Origin of the sequence: Ruegeria sp. HKCCA4812 (assembly GCF_013034245.1) — a bacterium.
Lineage (GTDB): Bacteria > Pseudomonadota > Alphaproteobacteria > Rhodobacterales > Rhodobacteraceae > Ruegeria.
Genome location: NZ_WQFQ01000010.1, coordinates 51,471 through 72,718 on the forward strand (window position 1 = coordinate 51,471; position 21,248 = coordinate 72,718).

The 21,248-nt window shown below is 59.7% G+C and carries 22 protein-coding genes; 9 read left to right on the forward strand and 13 right to left on the reverse strand.

What is annotated here, in order from left to right; all coding sequences use genetic code 11:
* Positions 1–64: 64 nt before the first annotated feature.
* Positions 65–571: a DUF721 domain-containing protein gene (locus GOW04_RS19765; RefSeq protein ID WP_152459280.1), complete on the forward strand. Its 507-nt coding sequence runs from the start codon at positions 65–67 to the stop codon at positions 569–571.
* Between the two features lie 13 nt (positions 572–584).
* On the forward strand, positions 585–1,247 hold the full coding sequence (locus GOW04_RS19770) for a DsbA family protein (protein WP_171233743.1): 663 nt from the start codon (positions 585–587) through the stop codon (positions 1,245–1,247).
* A gap of 39 nt (positions 1,248–1,286) precedes the next feature.
* Here GOW04_RS19770 and lpxK read toward each other — a convergent pair whose 3' ends face one another.
* From lpxK to GOW04_RS19795, 5 genes are all read right to left on the reverse strand, one after another.
* Complete coding sequence (gene lpxK / locus GOW04_RS19775) at positions 1,287–2,288, reverse strand: tetraacyldisaccharide 4'-kinase (protein WP_171233744.1); 1,002 nt, start codon at positions 2,286–2,288, stop codon at positions 1,287–1,289.
* Positions 2,275–3,513 (reverse strand): 3-deoxy-D-manno-octulosonic acid transferase, encoded by a 1,239-nt coding sequence (locus GOW04_RS19780; protein WP_171233745.1) that lies wholly within the window; start codon positions 3,511–3,513, stop codon positions 2,275–2,277. Before GOW04_RS19780 ends, lpxK begins: the two co-directional genes overlap by 14 nt.
* On the reverse strand, positions 3,510–4,310 hold the full coding sequence (locus GOW04_RS19785) for a 3'(2'),5'-bisphosphate nucleotidase CysQ (RefSeq protein WP_171233746.1): 801 nt from the start codon (positions 4,308–4,310) through the stop codon (positions 3,510–3,512). The genes GOW04_RS19780 and GOW04_RS19785 overlap by 4 nt, the downstream gene beginning before the upstream one ends.
* Positions 4,297–5,643, reverse strand: a complete 1,347-nt coding sequence (locus GOW04_RS19790; RefSeq protein WP_171233747.1) for a TldD/PmbA family protein — start codon at positions 5,641–5,643, stop codon at positions 4,297–4,299. The genes GOW04_RS19785 and GOW04_RS19790 overlap by 14 nt, the downstream gene beginning before the upstream one ends.
* A 172-nt stretch (positions 5,644–5,815) precedes the next feature.
* A complete protein-coding gene (locus GOW04_RS19795; RefSeq protein WP_254430213.1) occupies positions 5,816–7,363 on the reverse strand; it encodes a DUF2125 domain-containing protein in 1,548 nt (515 codons plus the stop codon).
* Between the two features lie 107 nt (positions 7,364–7,470).
* Between GOW04_RS19795 and GOW04_RS19800 the strand changes: the two genes are divergently transcribed.
* The 3 genes from GOW04_RS19800 to GOW04_RS19810 are packed head-to-tail and all read left to right on the forward strand — an operon-like array spanning position 7,471 to position 9,553.
* Positions 7,471–8,214 (forward strand): SDR family oxidoreductase, encoded by a 744-nt coding sequence (locus GOW04_RS19800; protein ID WP_171230591.1) that lies wholly within the window; start codon positions 7,471–7,473, stop codon positions 8,212–8,214.
* Positions 8,211–8,819, forward strand: coding sequence for an enoyl-CoA hydratase/isomerase family protein (locus GOW04_RS19805; protein WP_171233749.1), 609 nt, complete (start codon positions 8,211–8,213; stop codon positions 8,817–8,819). Before GOW04_RS19800 ends, GOW04_RS19805 begins: the two co-directional genes overlap by 4 nt.
* Complete coding sequence (locus tag GOW04_RS19810) at positions 8,816–9,553, forward strand: VOC family protein (protein ID WP_171233750.1); 738 nt, start codon at positions 8,816–8,818, stop codon at positions 9,551–9,553. Before GOW04_RS19805 ends, GOW04_RS19810 begins: the two co-directional genes overlap by 4 nt.
* On the opposite strand, the gene GOW04_RS19815 is transcribed toward GOW04_RS19810, so the two are convergent.
* The gene (locus tag GOW04_RS19815; protein WP_171233751.1) at positions 9,554–9,850 is read right to left on the reverse strand and encodes an HNH endonuclease; all 297 of its coding nucleotides are present in this window, start codon (positions 9,848–9,850) and stop codon (positions 9,554–9,556) included. It abuts the gene before it with no gap.
* Between the two features lie 48 nt (positions 9,851–9,898).
* Between GOW04_RS19815 and GOW04_RS19820 the strand changes: the two genes are divergently transcribed.
* Entirely contained in the window at positions 9,899–11,083 is a 1,185-nt protein-coding gene (locus GOW04_RS19820; protein WP_171233752.1) for a TIGR03862 family flavoprotein, read from the forward strand.
* A 1-nt stretch (position 11,084) separates the two neighbouring features.
* On the opposite strand, the gene holA is transcribed toward GOW04_RS19820, so the two are convergent.
* The 4 genes from holA to GOW04_RS19840 all read right to left on the reverse strand — a co-directional run bounded on the left by holA (position 11,085) and on the right by GOW04_RS19840 (position 15,680).
* Positions 11,085–12,113 (reverse strand): DNA polymerase III subunit delta, encoded by a 1,029-nt coding sequence (gene holA / locus GOW04_RS19825; protein WP_171233753.1) that lies wholly within the window; start codon positions 12,111–12,113, stop codon positions 11,085–11,087.
* Positions 12,110–12,601 carry an LPS assembly lipoprotein LptE gene (gene lptE, locus GOW04_RS19830; RefSeq protein ID WP_152459267.1) on the reverse strand — a complete coding sequence of 164 codons (492 nt, stop codon included), beginning with the start codon at positions 12,599–12,601 and terminating at the stop codon, positions 12,110–12,112. The genes holA and lptE overlap by 4 nt, the downstream gene beginning before the upstream one ends.
* On the reverse strand, positions 12,588–15,125 hold the full coding sequence (gene leuS, locus GOW04_RS19835; RefSeq protein WP_171233754.1) for a leucine--tRNA ligase: 2,538 nt from the start codon (positions 15,123–15,125) through the stop codon (positions 12,588–12,590). The genes lptE and leuS overlap by 14 nt, the downstream gene beginning before the upstream one ends.
* Positions 15,126–15,197: 72 nt before the next feature.
* Positions 15,198–15,680, reverse strand: coding sequence for a DUF3576 domain-containing protein (locus GOW04_RS19840; protein WP_171119915.1), 483 nt, complete (start codon positions 15,678–15,680; stop codon positions 15,198–15,200).
* 286 nt (positions 15,681–15,966) lie between these two features.
* Here GOW04_RS19840 and GOW04_RS19845 point away from each other — a divergent pair, with 286 nt between their 5' ends.
* Together GOW04_RS19845 and GOW04_RS19850 are read left to right on the forward strand one after the other, a co-directional pair.
* The gene (locus tag GOW04_RS19845) at positions 15,967–17,016 is read left to right on the forward strand and encodes a porin (protein WP_171233755.1); all 1,050 of its coding nucleotides are present in this window, start codon (positions 15,967–15,969) and stop codon (positions 17,014–17,016) included.
* A 101-nt stretch (positions 17,017–17,117) separates the two neighbouring features.
* Positions 17,118–17,777 (forward strand): YggS family pyridoxal phosphate-dependent enzyme, encoded by a 660-nt coding sequence (locus tag GOW04_RS19850; RefSeq protein ID WP_171233756.1) that lies wholly within the window; start codon positions 17,118–17,120, stop codon positions 17,775–17,777.
* Here the strand turns inward: GOW04_RS19850 and GOW04_RS19855 are convergent.
* On the reverse strand, positions 17,761–18,261 hold the full coding sequence (locus tag GOW04_RS19855) for a L,D-transpeptidase family protein (RefSeq protein ID WP_171233757.1): 501 nt from the start codon (positions 18,259–18,261) through the stop codon (positions 17,761–17,763). The two genes, GOW04_RS19850 and GOW04_RS19855, sit on opposite strands and share 17 nt — an antisense overlap.
* On the reverse strand, positions 18,258–19,349 hold the full coding sequence (gene ribA / locus GOW04_RS19860) for a GTP cyclohydrolase II (protein ID WP_152459261.1): 1,092 nt from the start codon (positions 19,347–19,349) through the stop codon (positions 18,258–18,260). Before ribA ends, GOW04_RS19855 begins: the two co-directional genes overlap by 4 nt.
* Before the next feature lie 162 nt (positions 19,350–19,511).
* Between ribA and GOW04_RS19865 the strand changes: the two genes are divergently transcribed.
* A complete protein-coding gene (locus GOW04_RS19865; RefSeq protein WP_117872957.1) occupies positions 19,512–20,198 on the forward strand; it encodes a response regulator transcription factor in 687 nt (228 codons plus the stop codon).
* A 216-nt stretch (positions 20,199–20,414) separates the two neighbouring features.
* On the opposite strand, the gene GOW04_RS19870 is transcribed toward GOW04_RS19865, so the two are convergent.
* Entirely contained in the window at positions 20,415–21,233 is an 819-nt protein-coding gene (locus GOW04_RS19870; RefSeq protein ID WP_171233758.1) for a DUF2189 domain-containing protein, read from the reverse strand.
* Between the last annotated feature and the right edge of the window lie 15 nt (positions 21,234–21,248).

A 21,248-nucleotide genomic window follows, 5' to 3' on the forward strand; every position in this document is an offset into this window, starting at 1 on the left:
GTCGGGTTTCGCTGGCACATGGTGGCCTGCCCAGTACAATAGAGGTGTAGGAGCAGGAAACCAGATGCAACGCAGACGTTCTTCGACCCGCGGGTTCAAACGCACCGCATCCTTGCTGAACGATCAGATCCGGCGCGCCGGGGAAAGCCGGGGGTTTGCCGTGTCACGGCTTTTGACCCACTGGGCCGAGATTGTCGGCCAGGAAACCGCCGCCATCGCGCGCCCGGTCAAAGTGGGTTATGGCAAGGGCGGATTTGGTGCCACCCTGACCGTGTTGACGACCGGGCCACAGGCTCCGATGCTGGAAATGCAGAAGGAACAGCTGCGCGGCAAGGTAAACGCGGTCTATGGCTATAACGCCATCAGCCGTGTCCGTATCACCCAGACCGCTCCGACCGGATTTGCCGAGGGGCAGGCCAGTTTCGACCACAAGCCGAAGCAAGCCAAACCCCAGATTGCGCCTGACATTGCCACCGAGGCCGACAAAATGTCACGCGATGTACATGATGAAGATTTGCGCGCGGCTCTTGAACGTCTCGGGCGCAACGTTTTATCCAAACAGAAACGCTGAGAAAGGGCTGAAAATGAGCCGTATTGCAACCGTAATCTGTGCGGCCGTCGCCGTGGCCGCTGGCGGCTATTGGCTGACAGGGTCGAACACCAATGTCACCGTTCCACTGGTCAGTGCCGCCGAAGCGCAGGAGGCGGACCTGGATACTTCGACGATCGTCGAAATGGTGCTGGGCGCCGAGGATGCACCTGTCGAAATCATCGAATATGCCTCCTATACCTGCCCGCATTGCGCGAGTTTCCATCAGGGAGCCTTCAAACAACTCAAGAAAGACTTCATCGACACCGGCAAGGTAAAGTTTACCTATCGTGAGGTGTATTTTGACCGCTACGGCCTTTGGGCATCGATGGTTGCACGCTGCGCTGGCCCCGAAAAGTTCTTCGGTATCACAGACCTGATCTATGAAGGGCAGGCAGAATGGACACGCGCAGGTGGTCCGGCCGAGATCGTGGACGAGCTGCGCAAGATCGGTCGTTTGGCCGGCATCGATGGCGATCAGCTCGAGGCTTGCCTGCAAGACGGTACCAAGGCGCGGACATTGGCTGCGTGGTATCAGGAAAACGCCGAACGAGATGGCATCCAGGCGACGCCATCATTTGTGGTGAACGGCAAGAAGGTCGACAACCAGTCCTACGCTGACTTTAAAAAGCTGATCGAAGACGAACTGGGTGGCTAAACACCCTTTTCCGGTTGGCCCTGCGTGGGCCGAGCGGACCTATTTTGGTGCAGGTGCTGCATTCAGCAGCATGTCGCGGACCTTGTCAATTTCGCCGACTCGCAGACGCACCGGCAGAGTGATCACTTTGCTCCGAAAAGCCGGGGGCAGACGTACGGCATCTTTCTCGGTCGTTATCATCTGAGCACCCAGTTGGCGCGCCTCGTTTTCCAGACGGGCCATCAGTGCCTGAGTCAGAGGCTGGTGATCGTCCAGGGCTTCGGCGCGGACCAGGTCTACGCCCAGCTGCCGCAGGGTTGTGAAGAACTTCTCGGGGTGGCCGATCCCGGCAAATGCCAAAGCGCGTGTGCCGGTCCAGTCCATGCCGGTTTGCAGGGGCTCGATTGCTCCGGTGACATGGGGAACGGACAACTTGTCGCCCCACTGAGCAGTGAAAGCCATTTGCGCGGCCTCATCGCCCAAAGACAACACAAGGTCGGCCCGTTTCAACCCGATGTCGACCGGTTCCCGCAGTGGCCCGGCAGGCAGGCACAAACCGTTTCCGAACCCGCGTTGAGCATCGACAACAATGATCGAGAAATCCTTGGCCACCGAAGGGTTTTGAAACCCGTCATCCAGCACGATTACCGTGGCGCCCGCCGCTGCGGCGGCCCGTGCGCCCGCCGCCCTGTCCTTGGCAACCCAGACTTCGGCAAACATCGCCAGAAGCAGCGGCTCGTCTCCTACTTCGGCAGCCGTGTGCCGGGCCGGATCAACCTGCACCGGCCCGTCCAAAGAGCCTCCGTGCCCCCGCGTGACAACATGTGGTTCGTGCCAGGCGCCTCGAAGCTGTTCAAGGGTCCAGATCACCATAGGTGTTTTACCGGTTCCACCAGCATTGAGGTTGCCGATACAGATCACGGGTACACCCGGCTTTTCGCCGGATTCCGAGGCGATCCTTCGGGCGGTTGCCGCTGCATATAGGCGCCCCAACGGTGCCAGCAGACGCGCCCTCAGATCCGGTTGGTCCGGGGTCGTGTTCCAGAAATCAGGTGCCCGCATGATCCGCACTCCGCTGATCCAGAATATCCTGTACCATTTCGATCAGGGCGTCAGCCTGCGGTGCGCCTTCGGTCAACAACTGCCATCCAGCCAACGCCATGTCGGCAGCTTGATCCGGCGCCAGAAGCTGCACAACGGCGTCGCCCAGTTCGGTTGCAGTCTTAACCTCTTTGGCGGCGTTCACCTGTTGCAGGCTGGAATAGATTTCCTGATGGCGGTGCACATATGGTCCGAACATGATCGCAGACCCCAGCGCGATTGCTTCGGACGGGTCCTGACCGCCCGCGCCGCGTTCCAGTGAACTGCCCATGAAGGTCACTGGTGCCATGCGATGCCATAGGCCCAGGTTTTCGGGGTCCGATGTCAGGACGACCTGAGTGGTGTCTTCAATCATGTCCCCTTCATCCCAGCTGATGCAGCGCAGGTCCATCGATTCCAGCCGCCGTCTCAGCGGCGAGACTTCCGGCTCGTTTGCCACGTGCAACACCAGAACCAGCCGATGCAGCATCCGCAGCGCCTGACGGTGGGCTGTCAGAATCGAGATGAACTCCTTGTCCTGAACCCATGCCGCCAACCAAACCGGGCGCCCGGCAAGTGTATGTGTGGTCTCGATAAGCTCGTCTTCAGGCCAGGGCCGGGGATTGGGGCTGATCCGCAAAGGCGGTGATTCCGCAACTTTTCCGGATTGGATCCCGAGGCGGCGGATCTGCCGAGCCGTCTCGGCGGATGGCGTGAGAATCTTGCGGAAACAGTCAAAGGTCACCCGCGTGATGTCCGGCAGCCAACGGGCGTTCCGGGACAGAGTGACGCTGAATTGGGCGTCGAACAGGACCAGCGGGATCGCCTGTTCGTCAGCGCGCGTGACAATGTTGGGCATCAGATCGCCACCGACCCACAACCCCATGTTCGGACGCCAGTATTCGATAAACTCGCGGGCGGCGCCACTCTGTTCCTGTGGCAGGTTGATCAAAGGGAACCTGCTGTCCGGCCAGTTGGACAGATCCTCATCCGGGGGGGCTGTCAGCAGGAAATTCAGCTTGGCCTTGACCTGCGACAGCCGACGGCAGAAGTCGGTCACAGCCCGCAGCCGATCCGGGGTGGCAACATGGATCCATAGCAACTCACCTTCGGGGCGCGGCAGGTTGGATTGCGGCGCAACCCCGTTGCGCAACCCCCATGACAACACCCTGTAGGCGGCCAGGCTGAGTGAGCGCGGTTTGCTCATGTTCCGATTTCCGGCCCGGCCGGATCCAGCAGTGCCGACAGTTGCTGATGAATCGAGGCGCTGGCGGCGATCACGCCGTTCAACCTGGGATGCATATTGTTGAAGATCAGCCGTTGACCCGTACGGTCGGAACACACGCCGCCGGCCTCTCGGATGATCAGGTCGCCGGCGGCAATATCCCATTCCCAACTGGGGCGCAGGGTCAGCATGCCATCGAACCGACCCTGCGCAACCAAAGCCATGCGATAGGCAAGTGACGGGCGATACGCGCGTTCGAAATCTGGCGCCTGCGCGTCGCGCCAGTGCCGAGCGTCAAGATTTGGCTTGGCGGCCAGAATTTCTGATTGCAAAAGCTCTGCGGTATCCGAGGTCGTGATCGTCTTACCATTGAGAGTGGCGCCCTGACCCTGTGCCGCCGTGTACAGCAAATCCCGCATCGGCAGGTAAATGACCGCCGCCGTCACCACGCCGTTATCGGCGACGGCTATGGAATGTGCCCAGGTGCGCGCGCCTTCTGCAAAGCTCCGGGTGCCGTCGATCGGGTCGATGATGAAAGTGCTGTTACGGTCCAGCCGGTCGGTGGAATCCTCGGATTCCTCACTGAGCCAGCCATAGCCCGGTCGCACCGAACACAACCGCTCCTCCAGCATCGTGTTCACGGCAAGATCTGCCTCGGTCACTGGGCCGGCGCCATCGGGTTTGTCCCAGCGCTGTGCTTGCGTGCCGGAATAGCGCGTGGCGATCTTGCCGGCCTCCAGCGCCGCCTCGATCAGCAGGGGCAGATCAGTTGCCGGCAAGTGTCATTCCTTCGATCAGAAGCGACGGAACCACGCGCGACAGGTATGGGCGGGCATCGTTCGCCGGGATGATCCGGCGCAGCATGTCCCGCAGATTGCCCGCGATGGTGCATTCATTGACCGGATGCGTGATCTCGCCATTCTCGACCCAGAAGCCCGATGCACCCCTTGAATAGTCACCGGTATTGGGGTTGATCGTCGATCCGATCATGGATGTGACCAGCAACCCGGTCCCCATATCGCGCAGCAGGTCGGCGCGGCTTTGGTCACCTTGTGTCAGGCTCAGGTTCCAGTTGCTGGGCGATGGCGGGCCCGAGACCCCACGAGCGGCATTTCCCGTGGACGCCATATCCAGTTTTCGCCCGCTTGACAGGTCCAGCGTCCAGCCCGTCAGAACGCCGTTTTCCACGATTGCCCGGCGTTGTGTCGGCAAACCCTCGGCATCAAAGGGACGCGAGCCCGAAATGCGCGGGCGGTGCGGGTCTTCGATCAGGGACAGGTGCGCGGGCAGAACGTCCTGCCCCAAACAATCCTTGAGCCAGGATGCGCCCCGTGCGATCGCCGCGCCATTGCTGGCGGCCAGAAGGTGGCCGATGAGCGAAGACGAGATCCGTTCGTCGAAGAGCACCGGAAAACTTCCCGTCACAGGTTTGCGCGCACCAACCTGTTGCACGGCGCGTTCGCCTGCTGTGCGCCCGATTTCTTCCGCGCTGCGCAGGTCGGATTGGAACGTCCGGCTGTCGCCGTCATAATCCCGTTCCATCCCGGTGCCTTCGCCCGAGATCGCAACACAGGAAACCGACCGGCTGCTGCGCGCGTACCCGCCGGTGAACCCGTTTGTCGCGGCCAGATGCACATGGTGGGTCCCGTAACTTGCGGCCGCATCCGACACCTGGGTAACACCGGCGACGGCCAGCGCTGCGGCCTCGGCCGTCAGAGCATCCTGCATCAGGGCTTCGGCAGACGGAGCCGGGGCGGGGTCTGACAATTCCAGTGACTCTATGTTCCAGTCTGTAACCAGCTGGTCCTTGTCAGCCAGCCCGGAAAACGGATCTTCGGGGGCCTCCCTGGCCATCGCGACAGCTCGTTCCGCCATGGCGCGCAGGGTTTCAGGGCGGCTGTCGGAACTGGACACAATGGCGGATCGTTTGCCCAGAAACACCCGCAATCCCAGATCAGTCCCTTCCGAGCGTTCGGCATGTTCCAGCGCGCCGCCCCGCACTTCGACGGAAACAGAGGATCCGTCGATAACGATGGCATCCGCCGCGTCCGCGCCTGCCTTGCGGGCCACGTCAAGCAAGTGATGGCTGATTTCTTCTGGTGAGCAGGTCATGAGGCCTCCGGGTTGATTGCCAAGGACCTAGCCTTGGACCGCCCGTCTCGCAAGACCTGTGACCAGATTGTGCGTTGAGGATCGCGGTGAACCCGTGCCGTTTCAGAGGTTTGGGCAGGGGTTGGCAGGACAGAGAAAGGGCCGCATGTTGCGCGGCCCTTTCCGTTGATTGTCACTTGATACGCTGACCATTCGCCAGGATCTGGCCGTCTTCGGTGAACTCGATCTTCGAGTTCAAAGTGTCCGGTTCTTCGCCCGGAACTGCCATCAGACCCATCATCATGCGGGCACCCAGCGCGTCTTCGTCCGAGATGATTCCCATTCCGATCAGGGTGTCGATCAACTGGTTGGCGCCCACCAGCTGAAGGTTCGCCACGCCGCTTGGGCTGGGCAGGCCATCAAATTCTTCGGTATTGGTGTTGTCGAAAGCAAAATCACCGGTACCGGTCAGTTTGGCGCCAACCAGCGAAACCAGCAGTTCGTTGATCTTCAGCGAGTGCAATTCCCCCGGCGCTTCGTCGGATTCGACGTCGATTTCAGGATCGAAGATATTCATCAGCACTTTCGCGGTTCCCGTCGCATCCAGCGCAATCGTCGCCGGATCACGCGGCAGCGCGCCCGCAGGATCGAAAATGCCCCACAATATGTCCGACATGGTGAAATCGGTCAGGTTCAGCCCAAAGCCGAAGGGTTGAACCTCGTCCGATTGCTGGATGGGGAATTCGAAGTTCAGGCCCGCCTTGGCCATCGAAAGTTCGATCGGGAACGGCAGGCCCGCCGTGGTAACGGCCATCTTCGTGCTGTTCTGGTCAATGTCATAGACGATACGCTCTGCATCGATGCTGGCTGCAAAACGCCCGCCTTCGGACGTGCTGTTCATCGAGAACGCCTGACCTTCGCTGGTCCCGCTCAGATCCGTGCTGCCCGCGGCATAGGTGAAGGTGCCGTCAAACGAAAAACCAGCCTTGTAAAAGGCTTCTGGGTCCGAAAAGTCAAAATCCGGCGGGACCACGTTGTTGCCCTCAAATGCCAGTTGATCGAGTTGACCGTTGATCAACCCGTTTTCGCCGCTTTCAGGATCCTGAAAGTTCAGATCATAGGATAACGTGGCTGCGTTGAACGTCTGGCTGATGTTCCGATTGTCACCGATCTGCATCCGCGAGCTGCCGGACAGATCGCTTGCTTGGACATCGATGCCAAACACATCCTTGGGCAGAGCCTCACCATCGACCTCAATCGAATCCAGTTTCACGCCCAGATTGTCAGCCTTGTAGTCATAGGTCATGTCGTCCGGTGTGCCCGACACGACCATGTTCAGTTGGCTGTGGGAATAGGTGACAGTGGCTGCGAAGTTTTCGTCTTCGGCCTGACCGGTGATTTCCATGGGAAAGCTTTCCGGCAGGTCAATGGTAACGGTCCCGTCACCAATTTCGGTCAATGTCATTTCTGGCATGACCATCTGAAACTGTCCGTCCTCTTCGGGAAGGGCCACTGAAAGCGTCATGTTGGAAATCGTGGTGACGTCGCCCGAGGTGCTTTCGTCTCCTGTGACGGTGTAACCCATCGAGGTGAAATAGCTCTGCCAATCGGACCAGACGTCATCGGCCGACAGATCGGCAAACGCCCCTTGGGTGGCAACGGCATAAGCCAGGGCAGCGCCGCAGCTGCGGCGAAGGAAAACGGACATAAGGTAACCCTTCTTGATCAATTTGTGGCGCATGGTCGGTTTTGTGGCGGGTATCGTCAAGGGGGCAAGGGCTGGACCCTTTCCCCGTTTACGCGCTACGGCTGTAGCCGACAGAGATTGCAATGCGTGAGGAAGGGCAAATGCAGGGAAAAACTGTTCTCATAACCGGGGCCAGCCGAGGAATTGGGGCCGAGGCAGGGCGCGTTTTTGCCGCAGCCGGCGCCAATGTCGCATTGGTGGCTCGCAGCAAGGACCAGATTGACGCTCTGGCGGCCGCATTGGGCGATCAGGCCATCGCATTGGCCTGTGACGTCAGCGATTTCGCGCAGGTGGAACAAGCCGTGGCCACATGCGTGGACCGGTTCGGTGGGTTGGATGTTCTGATCGGCAACGCGGGTGTGATCGATCCGATCTTTCATCTCTCGAATGCTGACACCGAGGCGTGGAGCAAGGCCATCGACATCAACCTGAAAGGTATTTTCTACGGGATGCGCGCTGCGTTGCCGGTGATGCGGGCTGCGGGAGGAGGGAGCATTCTGACGATCTCGTCCGGTGCAGCATCGAACCCGGTCGAAGCCTGGAGCCATTATTGCGCCTCGAAGGCCGGGGCCAAGATGCTCACGGAATGTCTGCATCTGGAAGAAGCCCATAACGGTATTCGCGCCATGGGCCTGTCACCGGGGACGGTGGCCACCGATATGCAGCGGTCGATCAAGGCCAGCGGCATAAATCCAGTCAGTCAGCTGGACTGGGATGTGCATATCCCTGCGGACTGGCCCGCACGGGCGCTGTTGTGGATGTGCTCGGATGATGCCGATGAATTCCTTGGCACTGAAATTTCGCTGCGGCTTGAAGACATTCGCAAACGGGCCGGGCTGATATGATCGATTTGACCAAAGAAGGCGGCCTGTGGACCGTCACGATCAACAATCCCGGCAAGGCGAACGCCCTGACCGGGGCCATGCTGGCGGAACTGGCCGAGATCGCCGAATCCGCGACAGAGGCCAAGGCGTTGATCCTGACCGGCGCGGGCAAAGTGTTCAGCGCCGGGGCAGATCTGGACGAAGCGCGCGCCGGTCTGGCCAAATCGGATGTCTGGGAAAGGCTGTCCGGCGCCATTGCCGCGTTGCCCTGTCTGACCGTTGCCGCACTGAACGGCACTTTGGCAGGCGGGGCCAACGGTATGGCGCTGGCCTGTGATCTGCGCATTGCCGTGCCGTCGGCCAAGTTCTTCTACCCGGTGATGAAGCTGGGGTTTCTGCCACAACCGTCCGACCCCGCGCGGCTGGCGGCTCTGGTCGGACCGGCCAGGGCCAAGTTGATCTTTATGGCGGGTCAGAAAATTACCGCGCAGGAGGCGTATGAATTTGGCCTGGTGGACCGGATTGTCGATCCCGATCACCTGATGCAAACCGCACGCGATCTGGTGGCCGACAGCGTGAACGCCGACCCCGAGACCGCGGCGGGAATCGCAAGGTTGTGCTCATGAGGCTGTCTGCACTGCGCCTGCGGGTCGCTGACCCGGATCGGCTGGCCGCGTTTTATCGCGACATTCTGGGCATGTCCGTTGGCCGAACAGAAACCGGCCACCGTGTCGGCTATGACGGTGCAGACGCAGATATTTTGTTGCTGCCGGGTGGAGGAGGGTACACCCATGACAAGGGGCAGCGGTACTGGAAGATAGGAATCACCGTTCCGGATGTCGATCTTGCTGCGGCTCATCTGCGCAGGTTCGACGTACCAGTGAGCACGCCGAACCAGTTTCTGGACATCGGCTATATGTGCCATCTTGCGGATCCCGAAGGGTTCGTCATCGAACTGCTGCAACATGATTTCGAAGGCAACCAGCCGCCGTATGCAGCGGACCCCGACGCGCCTTTTGCGCAGGCTCGGATCGGTCAGATTACCCTTCGAACCGGCGATATTGCCGCCGAAGACGCATTCTGGCGCGCCCGGGGCATGTCGTTGCTGTCGATGCAGGAGGTCGCCCCTTACGGCTTTGACCTGCATTTCTATGCCTTTACCGACGAAACCCCGCCCAATCCTGACCTTTGGGCTGTTGAAAACCGCGAATGGCTGTGGAAACGCGCCTATACGACGTTGGAATTCCAACATGTTGCGGGCGCACAATTCGCTCATGTACCGGACTTTCAGGGTATCGAGATCGAAGGCCTGTCCGAACCTCTCACAGATATTGTCGGCGACCAGATCCTGCCAGGTTGATCAGCGCCCGCGCCGCTTGCCCGGAACTTTCGAACGAAACCCGGGTGGACGTTTGCAGACCCAAGTCAAAAATTTCTCGAGCCTTGGATGCGCACGCAGGGCCTCGACTGTGTTGAAACTGCGTGCCAGTTCGGCTTCGGTCAGGGTGGCGTGCACCTCTTTGTGGCAGATCTGATGCAGCAGAACGGTAGGTCCGCCCTTGCCTCCTTTGAGTTTTGGGATCAGATGATGCAGGCTGCCAGCCCCGTCGGGGATCGGGCGGCCGCAAAGCGGGCAGATCGGATCGCTGTTCGTCATGATGATGTGAAACTTGCGCCTGTGATGGGCGAAGGCAAGAGGGTGCGAATGGCGCAGGCAGTGGTGATCGGAGCAGGCCCCGCCGGATTGATGGCGGCCGAGCAGTTGGCCGCAGCCGGGCATTCCGTGTTGGTGGCCGAGGCCAAACCGTCGGTCGCGCGCAAGTTCCTGATGGCCGGGAAATCGGGGCTGAACCTGACCAAGGACGAGCCGCTTGATGACCTGATCCGCGCCTATGGTGAAGCGGCAGATTGGTTGCGTCCGATCATGTCTGAATTTGATGCCGAAGCTGTTCAGCACTGGGCGCGTGGGTTGGGGCAGACGTTGTTTGTCGGCTCGACGGGGCGCGTGTTTCCCGAAGCAATGAAGGCCTCGCCCTTGTTGCGGGCCTGGTTGGCACGATTGGACAAGGCCGGGGTCGAGATCAGGACCCGCTGGCGTTGGACTGGCTGGGAAAGTGATGCGCCGGTGTTCGACACTCCGGACGGGCGGCGCAGTGTTTCGACGGATGTCACCGTGCTGGCACTGGGCGGTGCAAGCTGGGCCCGCCTTGGCTCGGACGGTCACTGGGCGCAGATATTGGCCGGAAAAGACGTGGCTTTGGCACCCTTTGAACCCGCGAACTCAGCCATTTCCGTTGATTGGAGCCCATATATGCAGCCCCATTTCGGGGCCGCATTGAAATCGATCCGATGGATGGCAGGCGATTTGGAGAGCCGAGGAGAGGCTGCGATTTCCAGAACCGGTCTGGAAGGCGGAGGGCTGTATACGCTGACACCGGCCTTGCGCGCGGGGCAGCCATTGTTTGCTGATCTGACGCCTGATCTGGACCAACAGGCTCTGCTGGCGCGGTTGTCCGCGAAACGGTCGAAAACAACACTGTCCCAGTGGATGAGAAAATCGCTGAACCTGTCTGCTCAGAAAATCACCCTGTTTCATGAAATGGCAAAACGCGGCGGCCACTCTCAACCCGTGCAAGTGAGCATATTGAAAAAGCTGCCTATCCGGCATGCTGGCCTTCGCCCGATGGAAGAAGCCATTTCGACCGCAGGTGGTATCAAACGGACAGCGCTGGATGACGGGCTGATGCTGACAGCCCTGCCGGGTGTGTTCTGCGCTGGGGAAATGCTGGATTGGGAGGCCCCGACCGGGGGCTATCTGCTTACGGCTTGCCTGGCGACCGGGCGCTGGGCCGGTCGGTCTGCCGCCGACTGGCTGGAAAAGGCTGAGTGACCTAGCGGGATCGCGCCAACATCGCCAAACGGATCATCGCGCGTTCCACCAGCGCCATTGCGGGGGCTGTCTGCCCCGCAGACCGCAGCGCCAAATCCGTATCGGTTAGAACCGTAAGCGCGGTTTGCAGCTTGGCCGCACCCCAACCTTGTGCCTGCCGCAGGATACGGTCACGCCGTTTGCCGTAAACCGGCGGACGCAGCTTGCCGATGCCCTGCGCAGCACCACCGGGATCAGAAGCGCAGGCATAGAGTGTCTGAAAATGCCGCATCGCTCCGATACACAGAGTCACGCCATTGGTGCCCTGCGCCTGCAACCTCCGGATCAGCGGCCCGATCTCACCGGCGCGGCCTTCGGCAACGACGTTGAGAACATCATCCAGCGCCGCCTCGGTCGAGCGCGGGGCGCAGGCCTCGAAATCTTCGATCGTCAAATCAGAGCTGTCACCGCGCTTGTAAAGAGACAGTTTTTCAATCGTTTGGGCGAAATCACCGGGGCTGAGGCTGACGGCCAATTCGCTGATTGCAGACATGACATCTCGGGGCACGTTTTTCATACCCGACTCGGCAAGAACCCGTTCCACTTCGGCGCGTGAGGGAGGGTCGTCATAAATGCCGACGGCATAGGCGGCAGGGTGGCCTTCGAACGCCTTGCGGATTTTCGAGCTGGGTTTCAATTGCCCCGCGGTCACGATGATCTGGGCGTCTCCGGGGGCCCAATCTTCGAGCGCGGCCAGAATTGCCGACGCCGCGGTTTCGGTTGCGTCTTCCACGAAAACGGCACGTGGACCGGGAAAGAAGCCGACCGCCTTGACCGCGTCCAGCAGCAGGGCGGGATCACCACGCAGATCGCCACCGGGCATGCGGGTCAGGCGCATTTCTTCTTCGGCTTGGGGGCCAAGCAGAGCGGCCAGCACCTGCTGCCGCTTAAGCGCAACCCGCATCGCATCCGCGCCATAGATAAGCAGCCCGGTCTTGTCCGCGTCCGGCTTGGCAAAATACCCCTCAGCCTCGCGCGGGCTCAGCTTCATGCGGCCAGATCCGGTGTGGCGTAAAGTCGGTTCATGATCTGACCCGACAGAATCATCATCAGCCGCCTCTTGGCATCGCGCTCATCCGCCAATGTGGAAACGGTCGATCCTGCGGCAGAATATGACACAAAATCCGCCACCGAGCCCGAGGCGATGATCTGACCGGTTGCGTTGGACCGCAGGTTGTATTGTGCGCTTCCGTCGATGGTATAGCGCTGCGTTTCGTTTGTGGTGGTGATTGCTGCGCCACGCGTTACGGTCGAAACTTGAACATCCAGCTTGTAATCGTTCACCGACCCGGCGCTTCGCCCCAGTTGCTGTTCCAGATTTTGGACCAACAAATAGCTTTCCACGGTGTTGGGCGCCGACACCTCGACGCGGCCATACAAGGCCGAACCCGATCCGCCAGGTGCATAGACGGGCTCAAAGCCGCAGGCGGCCAGCGCCAGCGGCATCAGCAAAAACGTTCTGCGATCAAACGACAACATTCACAATCCGGCCTGGAACGACGATCACTTTCTTCGGCGCATTCCCTTCCAGCGCCTTTTGAACAGCTTCGGTGCTGAGCGCAATTTTTTCAACCTCGGCTTTGTCCAGATCCTTGGCCACGCTGATTTCCGCGCGACGCTTGCCGTTGATCTGAATCGGCAAGGTGACGGTGTCATCAACCAGCATCGCCTCGTCGGCGACGGGCCATGGCGCAACGGCCACAAGGCCTTCGCCGCCCTGATGGGCCCAAATATCTTCTGCCAGATGCGGTGTCATCGGCGACATCAGCTGTGCCAGCGTTTTGATGGCCTGCTTTTGGGCTGCAGCACCTGCCTTGGATTTCGCCAGAGTGTTGGTGAAGGCATAAAGCTTGGCGATGGCCGCGTTGAAGCCAAAGCTTTCGACACCCAAGGTCACATCGCGGATGGTTTTGTGCATCTCGCGCAAAAGCTCCTCATCGCCTTCACCCGTGGCGTTCGGGTCCATGGCGCCGATCTTGTCGCAGAGATTCCAGACACGGTTGAGATGCTTGTACGCGGCCTCGGCCCCCGCAGCCGTCCATTCCACGTCCCGTTCGGGCGGCGAATCGGACAGCACGAACCAGCGCGCGGTATCGGCGCCGAAGGCCGAGATGATGCTGACCGGGTCGACCACGTTCTTCTTGGACTTTGACATTTTGGCCGATGGGATGATCTCGACCTCTGTGCCGTCAGCCAGTTTTCCGTCCGTGACCTCCTCGGGCAGGTGATAGACCGGACGGCCGTTGGCATCGCGGGTCTGGTAGATCTCGTGCGTCACCATGCCTTGGGTAAACAGCGCGTCGAAGGGTTCGATGGCTTTGTCCGGCAAATGCCCGGTGATGTTCATCGCACGGGCGAAGAAACGCGAATACAGCAGGTGCAGAATCGCGTGTTCGATCCCGCCGATATACTGGTCTACATTCATCCAGTATTCCGCCTCGGCCAGATCGGTGGGCGTTTCCGCGCGCGGAGCGGTGAATCGGGCGAAATACCATGACGAATCCACGAATGTGTCCATCGTGTCGGTCTCGCGCTTGGCAGGGGCGCCACAGTTTGGGCAGGCGCAGTCGCGCCAGGTCGGGTGGCGGTCCAGCGGGTTGCCCGGTTTGTCGAAGGTGACATCATCGGGCAGGCGAACCGGAAGGTTCTCTTTCTTTTCAGGGACCACACCACAGCTTTCGCAGTGAACGACAGGAATCGGACAACCCCAATAGCGCTGACGGCTCAAGCCCCAGTCTCGCAGGCGATACTTCGTGACCCCTTCGCCCCAACCGGCTTTTTCGGCGAAATCGATGGTGGTGTTGATCGCCTCTTCTCCGGTTGCTTCGGTCAAGCCTGCGAAATGGTTCACCCAGCGGACTTTCTCGGTCTTTGGCGGGACAAAGGCGATCTTGTCGACCGGCGTGTCGTCGTCCAGCGCAAAGAACGTATCGATCACCGGCAGATCGTATTTGCGGCAGAAATCAAGGTCGCGCTGGTCATGGGCCGGGCAGGCGAAGATCGCGCCGGTGCCGTAATCCATCAGGATAAAATTGGCGATCCAGACCGGCAGTTCCCAGTTCGGGTCCAACGGGTGCTTGACGCGGATGCCGGTGTCGAAACCCAGCTTTTCGCCGGTTTCGATGGCCTCTTCCGTGGTGCCGCCCTTGCGGCATTCGGCAACGAATTCAGCGACTTCCGGGATTTCGGCCTCAAGCTGTTTGGCGATCGGGTGATCGGGCGAGATCCCAACGAAGGATGCGCCCAGCAGCGTGTCGGGGCGCGTCGTGTAGACAGTGATCGGTTCCCCACCATCCGTGCGCTCGAACCCGAATTGCAGGCCGCGCGACTTGCCGATCCAGTTTTCCTGCATCAGTCGAACCTTGGCGGGCCAGTTTTCCAGCGTGTCCAGAGCGTTCAGCAGTTCTTCGGAATAATCCGAGATCTTGAAGAACCACTGCGTCAGCTCGCGCCGTTCCACCAGCGCACCCGAGCGCCAGCCGCGCCCATTTTCCACCTGTTCATTGGCCAGAACGGTCATGTCGACCGGATCCCAGTTGACCACGGCATTCTTGCGATAGACCAGCCCGGCCTCAAGCATGTCGAGGAACAGCGCCTGCTGCTGGCCATAGTATTCCGGATCACATGTGGCGAATTCACGGGACCAGTCGATCGACAGGCCCAGTGGCTTCATCTGGGCGCGCATGTCGGCGATATTGCCGTAAGTCCACTCTTTGGGATGGCCGCCGATCGCCATGGCAGCGTTTTCCGCCGGCATCCCGAACGCGTCCCAGCCCATGGGGTGCAGAACATTGTGCCCGGTGGCCAGCTTGTGCCGCGCGATGACGTCGCCCATCGTATAGTTGCGCACATGCCCCATATGGATTCGGCCGGACGGGTAGGGGAACATCTCAAGCACATAGTATTTCGGCTTGTCCGCCTTGTGGTTGGCGGTGAAGATTCCTGCGTTGTCCCAGGCCTCTTGCCATTTTGCTTCGATTTCGGTGGCCGAATAGCGCGACATTGTGCGGTCCTTCGTGAATGAAAACGCCGGGTAGGAACCCGGCGTGGTATTAGTGTGATTTTCGGCGGAGTGCTAGAACTTGTTGTCCGCGATGCGCAGCTGACGCGCGCGGGACAGAATCGCATCCTCCACAGCACGGGTTGTTGCCGCGCTTACCGGGGCGCCCCCGCTGGATTGCAGGGCGACGGACAAAGACCGGGCCGCAAGCGCCGGATCACTGATGTGTACGGTCGCCCTGTATGACCGTCCTCCGCCCGGAGGAGTGCCGTAACCCGTTACGATCACTCCGGTAAACGGATCGACCTCCTGCACAGGCAAGAAGTTCAAAATGTCCAGTGAAGCTGCCCACAAGTACCGGTTTACATTGGTGGTCTGTTCGGCCGTGCTGCGGTCGAAAATGTCCCACAGCGTCGAACGTTCAGGATCGTTCAACTCGCGTTCATCGGAATTACCGCTGGCGGGATTGGCGGAATATGTCGAAGTGCTTCGATTCTGCCCGCATGCCGCAATAGTGGTGGTCAGCATGATTAATCCCAAAATCGTAGGCAGGCGCATTGTCAGCAGGTCCTGTTTTCACTTGTTGTGCAGTATTCAGGGCATACTCCTAGCCAAGGACCCTCGCTGCAACAAGCCTATTCTTCTGAAATGTAAGCGTGTCAGCCTGATCGGGGCAAAAACGAACTGTGGCATCCTTGCACCAATCTGACCCCAATGACGTGACCGGGTTTATGCCAAGCTTGCGCAATGGGGGCAAAAAGAGCGAAACGGTGTCCGTGCTGAGACATATGCCGAGGCATGTGTCGAGTAGATAACTCTTTTGAATGAAACCGAGGGAAACAAGATGAAAAAAGTTCTCTTCGCATCGACGGCGCTGATCGCGACCGCAGGCGTTGCAGCAGCTGAAGTTAACTTCAGCGGTTACGGCCGTTTTGGTATTGGCTACGTTGAAGACCGTACCGCAACCACAACCGTGAACGGACCTGGCGCAGACGGCCTGATGGGCACAGCCGATGACGTCTCCGCAAGCTCGACCGCACAGTCTGACGACGCTATCTTGGTCTCGCGCTTCCGTCTGAACATCGACGGCATCGTAGAAACCGACGGCGGCGTTCGCTTTGAAGGTCGTGTTCGTCTGCAAGCTGACGAAGACGCCAGCACCGGTGAAGCAAACTCGGCCGGCCTGAACGGCGCACGCTTCTCGGTCATCTACGGCGGTCTGCGTGTTGACGCGGGCAACGTCGCAGGTTCGTTTGACAACCTGGCAAACTACTACGGCAACGAAGTTGGTCTGGAACTGTTCGCAGGTCAGTACTCGGGCGTTGACTATAGCTTCCTGGCTTACTCGTCGACCGGTTCGGGCGCGAACGCTGTGTTCTTCCAGTATTCGGTTGGTGACTTCTCGTTTGGTGCATCTTATGACCAAGCGCAGGTTACAACTGTTGCAGCTGGTGGTACCACTTCGACCACCGTTGACGCAGACCGCTGGGACATCAGCGCAACCTACACCTTCAACAACATCACAGCCGCTCTGGCCTATGGTCAGACCGACGGTGGCGCAGGCAGCGATCCGAGTCTGACCGTTCTGACCCTGGGTGGCGAATGGGGTGATTTCTCGGGTACTCTGTTCGTTGCAGACGACAAAACCCGAGTCGCAGCAACTGACGGCACCGCATGGGGTCTGTCGGCTGCCTACAACCTGGGCGCTGCAACCACCCTGCTGTTCACCTACGGTGACGGTAACGCCTCTGCTGACACTCAGCAGGTTGCTATCGGTGCGATCTACGACCTGGGTGGCGGTGCATCGCTGCGCGGTGGTATCGGCCGTGACGATTGTGACAGCTGCGCAAGCGACACAATCCGTGCCGACTTCGGTGCTCAGTTCAACTTCTAAGCTGATCTGAACCGTACAGTTTAAGGGCGGGTCTTCGGACTCGCCCTTTTCTTTTGTGCCGACTTGGTGTTTTTCTGCGCCAAAGACAGATTGAGGGCCGCATGTCGTTGCAAGAAATCACCGCACGTATCGCCAAAGCCGAAGCCAAAGCTCAACGACAGGCTGGTTCGGTCAAATTGATTGCCGTGTCCAAGGTGCAGCCCAACGAACGGGTTCAGGCGGTGCTGGAGCAGGGCCACAGGTGTTTTGGTGAGAATCGCGTACAGGAGGCGGCCAGCAAATGGCCCGCTTTCAAAGAGCAATTCGATGCCGTCGATCTGCATCTCATCGGCCCGTTGCAGACCAACAAGGCCAGGCAGGCGATGGAACTGTGCAATGCGATCCATTCGGTCGACCGCCCCAAACTGGCCAAAACCCTGGCGCGGCTGGCGCAAGAGGAGGGATACTGCCCCGACCTGTTCATTCAGGTCAATACGGGTGAAGAAGCGCAGAAGGCAGGCGTTCTTCCTGCGGATGCGGACGGGTTTATCGCGGAATGCCGATCGCTGGATCTTCCGGTACGCGGGTTGATGTGCATCCCGCCGGTCGATGAAGAACCCACTTTACATTTCGCCCTCTTGGCCAAGATTGCCGCACGCAATGGGCTTGAGGGGTTGTCGATGGGGATGAGCGGTGATTTCGAGCAGGCCATCGCCTTGGGAGCGACCCATGTTCGTATCGGGTCGGCCATTTTCGGCGAGCGGGTCAAACCTCAGGGATGATCAGGTGCGTTCCAAGGGCAATTCGCCCTGCAATCCAGTGCAGATGGTCCCGACGGAAGGCAATGCAGCCCTCGGTGGGGTAGCCGGGCCTGCGCCACTGGTGCAGAAAAATAGCCGATCCCTTGCCGGGAACGGCATTCGGCCAGTTCCAATCGGTCAACAGGACCAGATCGTAAAGCGGATCAGCCCGGCGCAGTTTTTCATGACTGAACGCATAAGGGGCCGGCACCATGTGATTGTAGTGGCTGTCCTCGGCGTCATCCGACCACAAGTCCTGCGGCCCAATCGGGATTGCCCAGAAGTTGGGGGCGACCAGCCGGTCGGGCCGGTAGAGCATGCCGACGATTCGATGGCATCCGGTAGGTGTCGCCCCATCACCCTCGTGTTTCGTGTTGCTCAATCCGCCTTTGCCAATCGAGCAGGGGAACGTTCTGCCAAGAAAGCGAACGCCACGCGGGGTGAGCACAAGATCGTCTGGGATCACAACAGGTGCCCGGATTTCGCGGCTTTCGTGGCCAGGTATCCCCGGTTATGCGCGGTTTCACCCACTTTCAAAGGAACGCGCTCGGTCACGGCGATCCCCGTACGTTCCATCATCGAGATCTTGGCAGGGTTGTTGGTCAGCAGGCGCACCGAGTTGAAACCCAGAGATTTCAGAATATCCGACCCGAGTCGGAAGTCGCGCTCATCATCCTCGAAACCCAGCCTGTGGTTTGCTTCTACCGTGTCAAAACCCTGATCTTGAAGAAAATAGGCGCGCATCTTGTTGGCCAGCCCGATACCACGCCCTTCCTGGTTCAGATACAGAAGAACGCCAGCCCCTTCGGCCCCCATTTGTGCCAGCGCGCCGCGCAATTGCGGACCGCAGTCGCATTTTAGGCTGCCCATCAGATCGCCCGTGAAACAGGCGGAATGCAATCGGGCCAGCACTGGTTTGTCCCGATCCGGGCGGCCTATTTCGACTGCGTAATGTTCTTCTCCGCCATCTTCGGGGCGGAAAACATGCAGGCGGCCGGCCTCGGATACTTCCATCGGAAGACGCGCGGCAACCACCTCATGCAGGGCGCTGCGGTCCGCCAGATGCGGGGCGGCGCGCGTGTGGTCAATGCAGGTCAGGCCGTGCGATACGGCAAAGGCCCGACCGTCTTCGACCGGCACGACGACCGCGGCGGGAAGAATGCGCGCGGACTTGGCCAACGCAATCGCGATGCGGTGCAAATTGGCGTTGCCGTGGCGCTCGGTCATCAACGGACCTTTCATCGGCGCGTTCAGATCGTCAGAGGGATCAGCAACCGCCTGCACCCAAGTGATATCTGCATCGGCGGGAATCGAAACGCGCGCGAGATCGCCGTCATAGGCCCGCGCCTTGAGTGTTTCGGCCCGCCGCCCGGTAATGGCCACCACCGGGTCTCCGAGCTTTTTCAGATCGGCCAGGCGTTGCGGGTTGAGCGTTTCCGCAGAGATCGCCACAACGCTAAAGCCGCTGTCATCGGTCAGCACCACTGGAACGCCCATGCGCAGATCGGCCCGGGCCCGGGCAAGAAGTTCGGTGATATCGGGGATGAGGCTCATCTATGTTACCCTATAACGCTCAGCCCTTCTCCTAGCTGTTTCGAAAGGAAATGTGAAACATTTCTGCCAACTCTGACACGAAGGCGTGAAACCGTTGCAGCAAATCTTGTTGATTGCATATTCCGCGCGCAAGTGATGGAAAAGCGTTTGGAGGATCGGGAAATGGCTCAACTCAAGAAAATCCTGTTGGTGGACGATGACGAGGATCTGCGCGAGGCGCTCAGCGAGCAACTTGTCATGACCGAAGACTTTGACGTTTTCGAAGCGTCAGACGGCCAGTCCGCGATGGAGCGCGCACGCGAAGCGATCTATGATCTGGTTATTCTTGATGTGGGTTTGCCGGATACCGACGGGCGGGAACTGTGCCGCCTGATGCGCAAACAGGGCGTCAAAAGCCCGATTCTGATGCTGACCGGTCATGACAGCGATGCCGATACGATCCTGGGCCTGGACGCCGGCGCGAATGACTATGTCTCCAAACCGTTCAAATTTCCGGTATTGCTGGCCCGGATCCGCGCTCAGCTGCGGCAGCACGAACAATCCGAGGACGCAGTATTTGTTCTTGGCCCCTATACGTTTAAGCCGGCGATGAAGATGCTGATCACGGAAGAAGACCGCAAGATCCGTCTGACCGAGAAGGAAACCAACATCCTCAAGTTCCTGTACCGATCAACCGACGGTGTCGTGGCACGGGATGTGCTGTTGCACGAAGTGTGGGGATACAATGCCGGGGTCACGACCCACACGCTGGAAACCCACATCTATCGTCTGCGTCAGAAGATCGAGCCCGATCCGTCCAATGCGCGCCTTTTGGTCACAGAATCGGGTGGATATAGGCTCGTGTCTTAACTGGTTGTGGATTGATGTGGATCAAAGTGATACTCTGCACTCATAATTAGGTTTCTCCCAACCCGTGCATGTCCGGGTTATGACATGTACCTCCCTGTTGGACTGCCGGGCCGAATGGCCCGGCTTTTTTTCGCTGCTGAGGGGCGGTTTCCACACAAGGCAGACAGCAGCACTGACCGGTATTCGACCAATGGTGGAGGTGAGTTCTGCCGCGGTTCACCCTTCCGCCGGGGCAACGGCGCGCTGGTAAAGGTGCCACGTGGTGTGGCCTAAGATCGGAAGGGTAAAGATCAGGCCCAGAAACGCCGGAACCAGCGACAGCAGTATGGTGACCGAGATGATCGCCGCCCAGCCGAGCATGACCGCCGGGCTTTCGGATACGACGCGCAATGAGGTCAACATGGCAGAGATGAAGTTGGTGTCCCGGTCTAGCAGCAAGGGCATGGCGACGACGGTCACCGAAAACAGTACGGCTGACAGGAACGCGCCGACACAGGTGCCTACGGCAAGGAAGATCCAACCCTGCGGCGTAAAGAAAACGGTGTTCAAAAACCCGTCGAAGTCCGAGAAGGATGCGTTCTGGAGGATGATCGCCAGCCAAAGCCGGACCTGGTAGATCCACACCCAGAAAATGAAAAGTGTGACAAAGGCCATCCAGCCCAATTCGCGTTTGCGTTGATTGGCCATGACGCTGAGGATTTCAGCCCAGCCAAAGCTTTCGCCTTTCTGCAAGCGGCGCGACATTTCATAAAGCCCGGCGGCGGCGAAAGGCGCGACCAGCGGAAAACCGACAATGGCGGGAATGATCATCCAGATCTGGCCAAGCCAGATCAGAGCCCAAACCAGCAGAATTCCGAATACTGCATAGAACAGACCGAAAAAGCCGCTCAGGACAGGGCGGGCCAGAAAGTCGGAAAACCCGGCTTTCAGCGACGCCCTGATGTCATCCGTCGTGATCTTGTTGACCTGCGGCATGTCCCGCTGCTGAGGCGTCAGATTCTCCGGTGGCGTGGAACCTGCGGTCTCGGATGCCATGACACTCTCCTCCCA

Excerpts from the sequence above, each read along its gene's own strand:
- GOW04_RS19765 (WP_152459280.1), top strand. The coding sequence starts at position 65 with ATGCAACGCAGACGTTCTTCGACCCGCGGGTTCAAACGCACCGCATCC.
- GOW04_RS19770 (WP_171233743.1), top strand. The coding sequence starts at position 585 with ATGAGCCGTATTGCAACCGTAATCTGTGCGGCCGTCGCCGTGGCCGCT.
- lpxK (WP_171233744.1), bottom strand. The coding sequence starts at position 2,288 with ATGCGGGCACCTGATTTCTGGAACACGACCCCGGACCAACCGGATCTG.
- GOW04_RS19780 (WP_171233745.1), bottom strand. The coding sequence starts at position 3,513 with ATGAGCAAACCGCGCTCACTCAGCCTGGCCGCCTACAGGGTGTTGTCA.
- GOW04_RS19790 (WP_171233747.1), bottom strand. The coding sequence starts at position 5,643 with ATGACCTGCTCACCAGAAGAAATCAGCCATCACTTGCTTGACGTGGCC.
- GOW04_RS19795 (WP_254430213.1), bottom strand. The coding sequence starts at position 7,363 with ATGCGCCACAAATTGATCAAGAAGGGTTACCTTATGTCCGTTTTCCTT.
- GOW04_RS19800 (WP_171230591.1), top strand. The coding sequence starts at position 7,471 with ATGCAGGGAAAAACTGTTCTCATAACCGGGGCCAGCCGAGGAATTGGG.
- GOW04_RS19805 (WP_171233749.1), top strand. The coding sequence starts at position 8,211 with ATGATCGATTTGACCAAAGAAGGCGGCCTGTGGACCGTCACGATCAAC.
- GOW04_RS19810 (WP_171233750.1), top strand. The coding sequence starts at position 8,816 with ATGAGGCTGTCTGCACTGCGCCTGCGGGTCGCTGACCCGGATCGGCTG.
- GOW04_RS19815 (WP_171233751.1), bottom strand. The coding sequence starts at position 9,850 with ATGACGAACAGCGATCCGATCTGCCCGCTTTGCGGCCGCCCGATCCCC.
- GOW04_RS19820 (WP_171233752.1), top strand. The coding sequence starts at position 9,899 with ATGGCGCAGGCAGTGGTGATCGGAGCAGGCCCCGCCGGATTGATGGCG.
- holA (WP_171233753.1), bottom strand. The coding sequence starts at position 12,113 with ATGAAGCTGAGCCCGCGCGAGGCTGAGGGGTATTTTGCCAAGCCGGAC.
- lptE (WP_152459267.1), bottom strand. The coding sequence starts at position 12,601 with ATGTTGTCGTTTGATCGCAGAACGTTTTTGCTGATGCCGCTGGCGCTG.
- leuS (WP_171233754.1), bottom strand. The coding sequence starts at position 15,125 with ATGTCGCGCTATTCGGCCACCGAAATCGAAGCAAAATGGCAAGAGGCC.
- GOW04_RS19840 (WP_171119915.1), bottom strand. The coding sequence starts at position 15,680 with ATGCGCCTGCCTACGATTTTGGGATTAATCATGCTGACCACCACTATT.
- GOW04_RS19845 (WP_171233755.1), top strand. The coding sequence starts at position 15,967 with ATGAAAAAAGTTCTCTTCGCATCGACGGCGCTGATCGCGACCGCAGGC.
- GOW04_RS19850 (WP_171233756.1), top strand. The coding sequence starts at position 17,118 with ATGTCGTTGCAAGAAATCACCGCACGTATCGCCAAAGCCGAAGCCAAA.
- ribA (WP_152459261.1), bottom strand. The coding sequence starts at position 19,349 with ATGAGCCTCATCCCCGATATCACCGAACTTCTTGCCCGGGCCCGGGCC.
- GOW04_RS19865 (WP_117872957.1), top strand. The coding sequence starts at position 19,512 with ATGGCTCAACTCAAGAAAATCCTGTTGGTGGACGATGACGAGGATCTG.
- GOW04_RS19870 (WP_171233758.1), bottom strand. The coding sequence starts at position 21,233 with ATGGCATCCGAGACCGCAGGTTCCACGCCACCGGAGAATCTGACGCCT.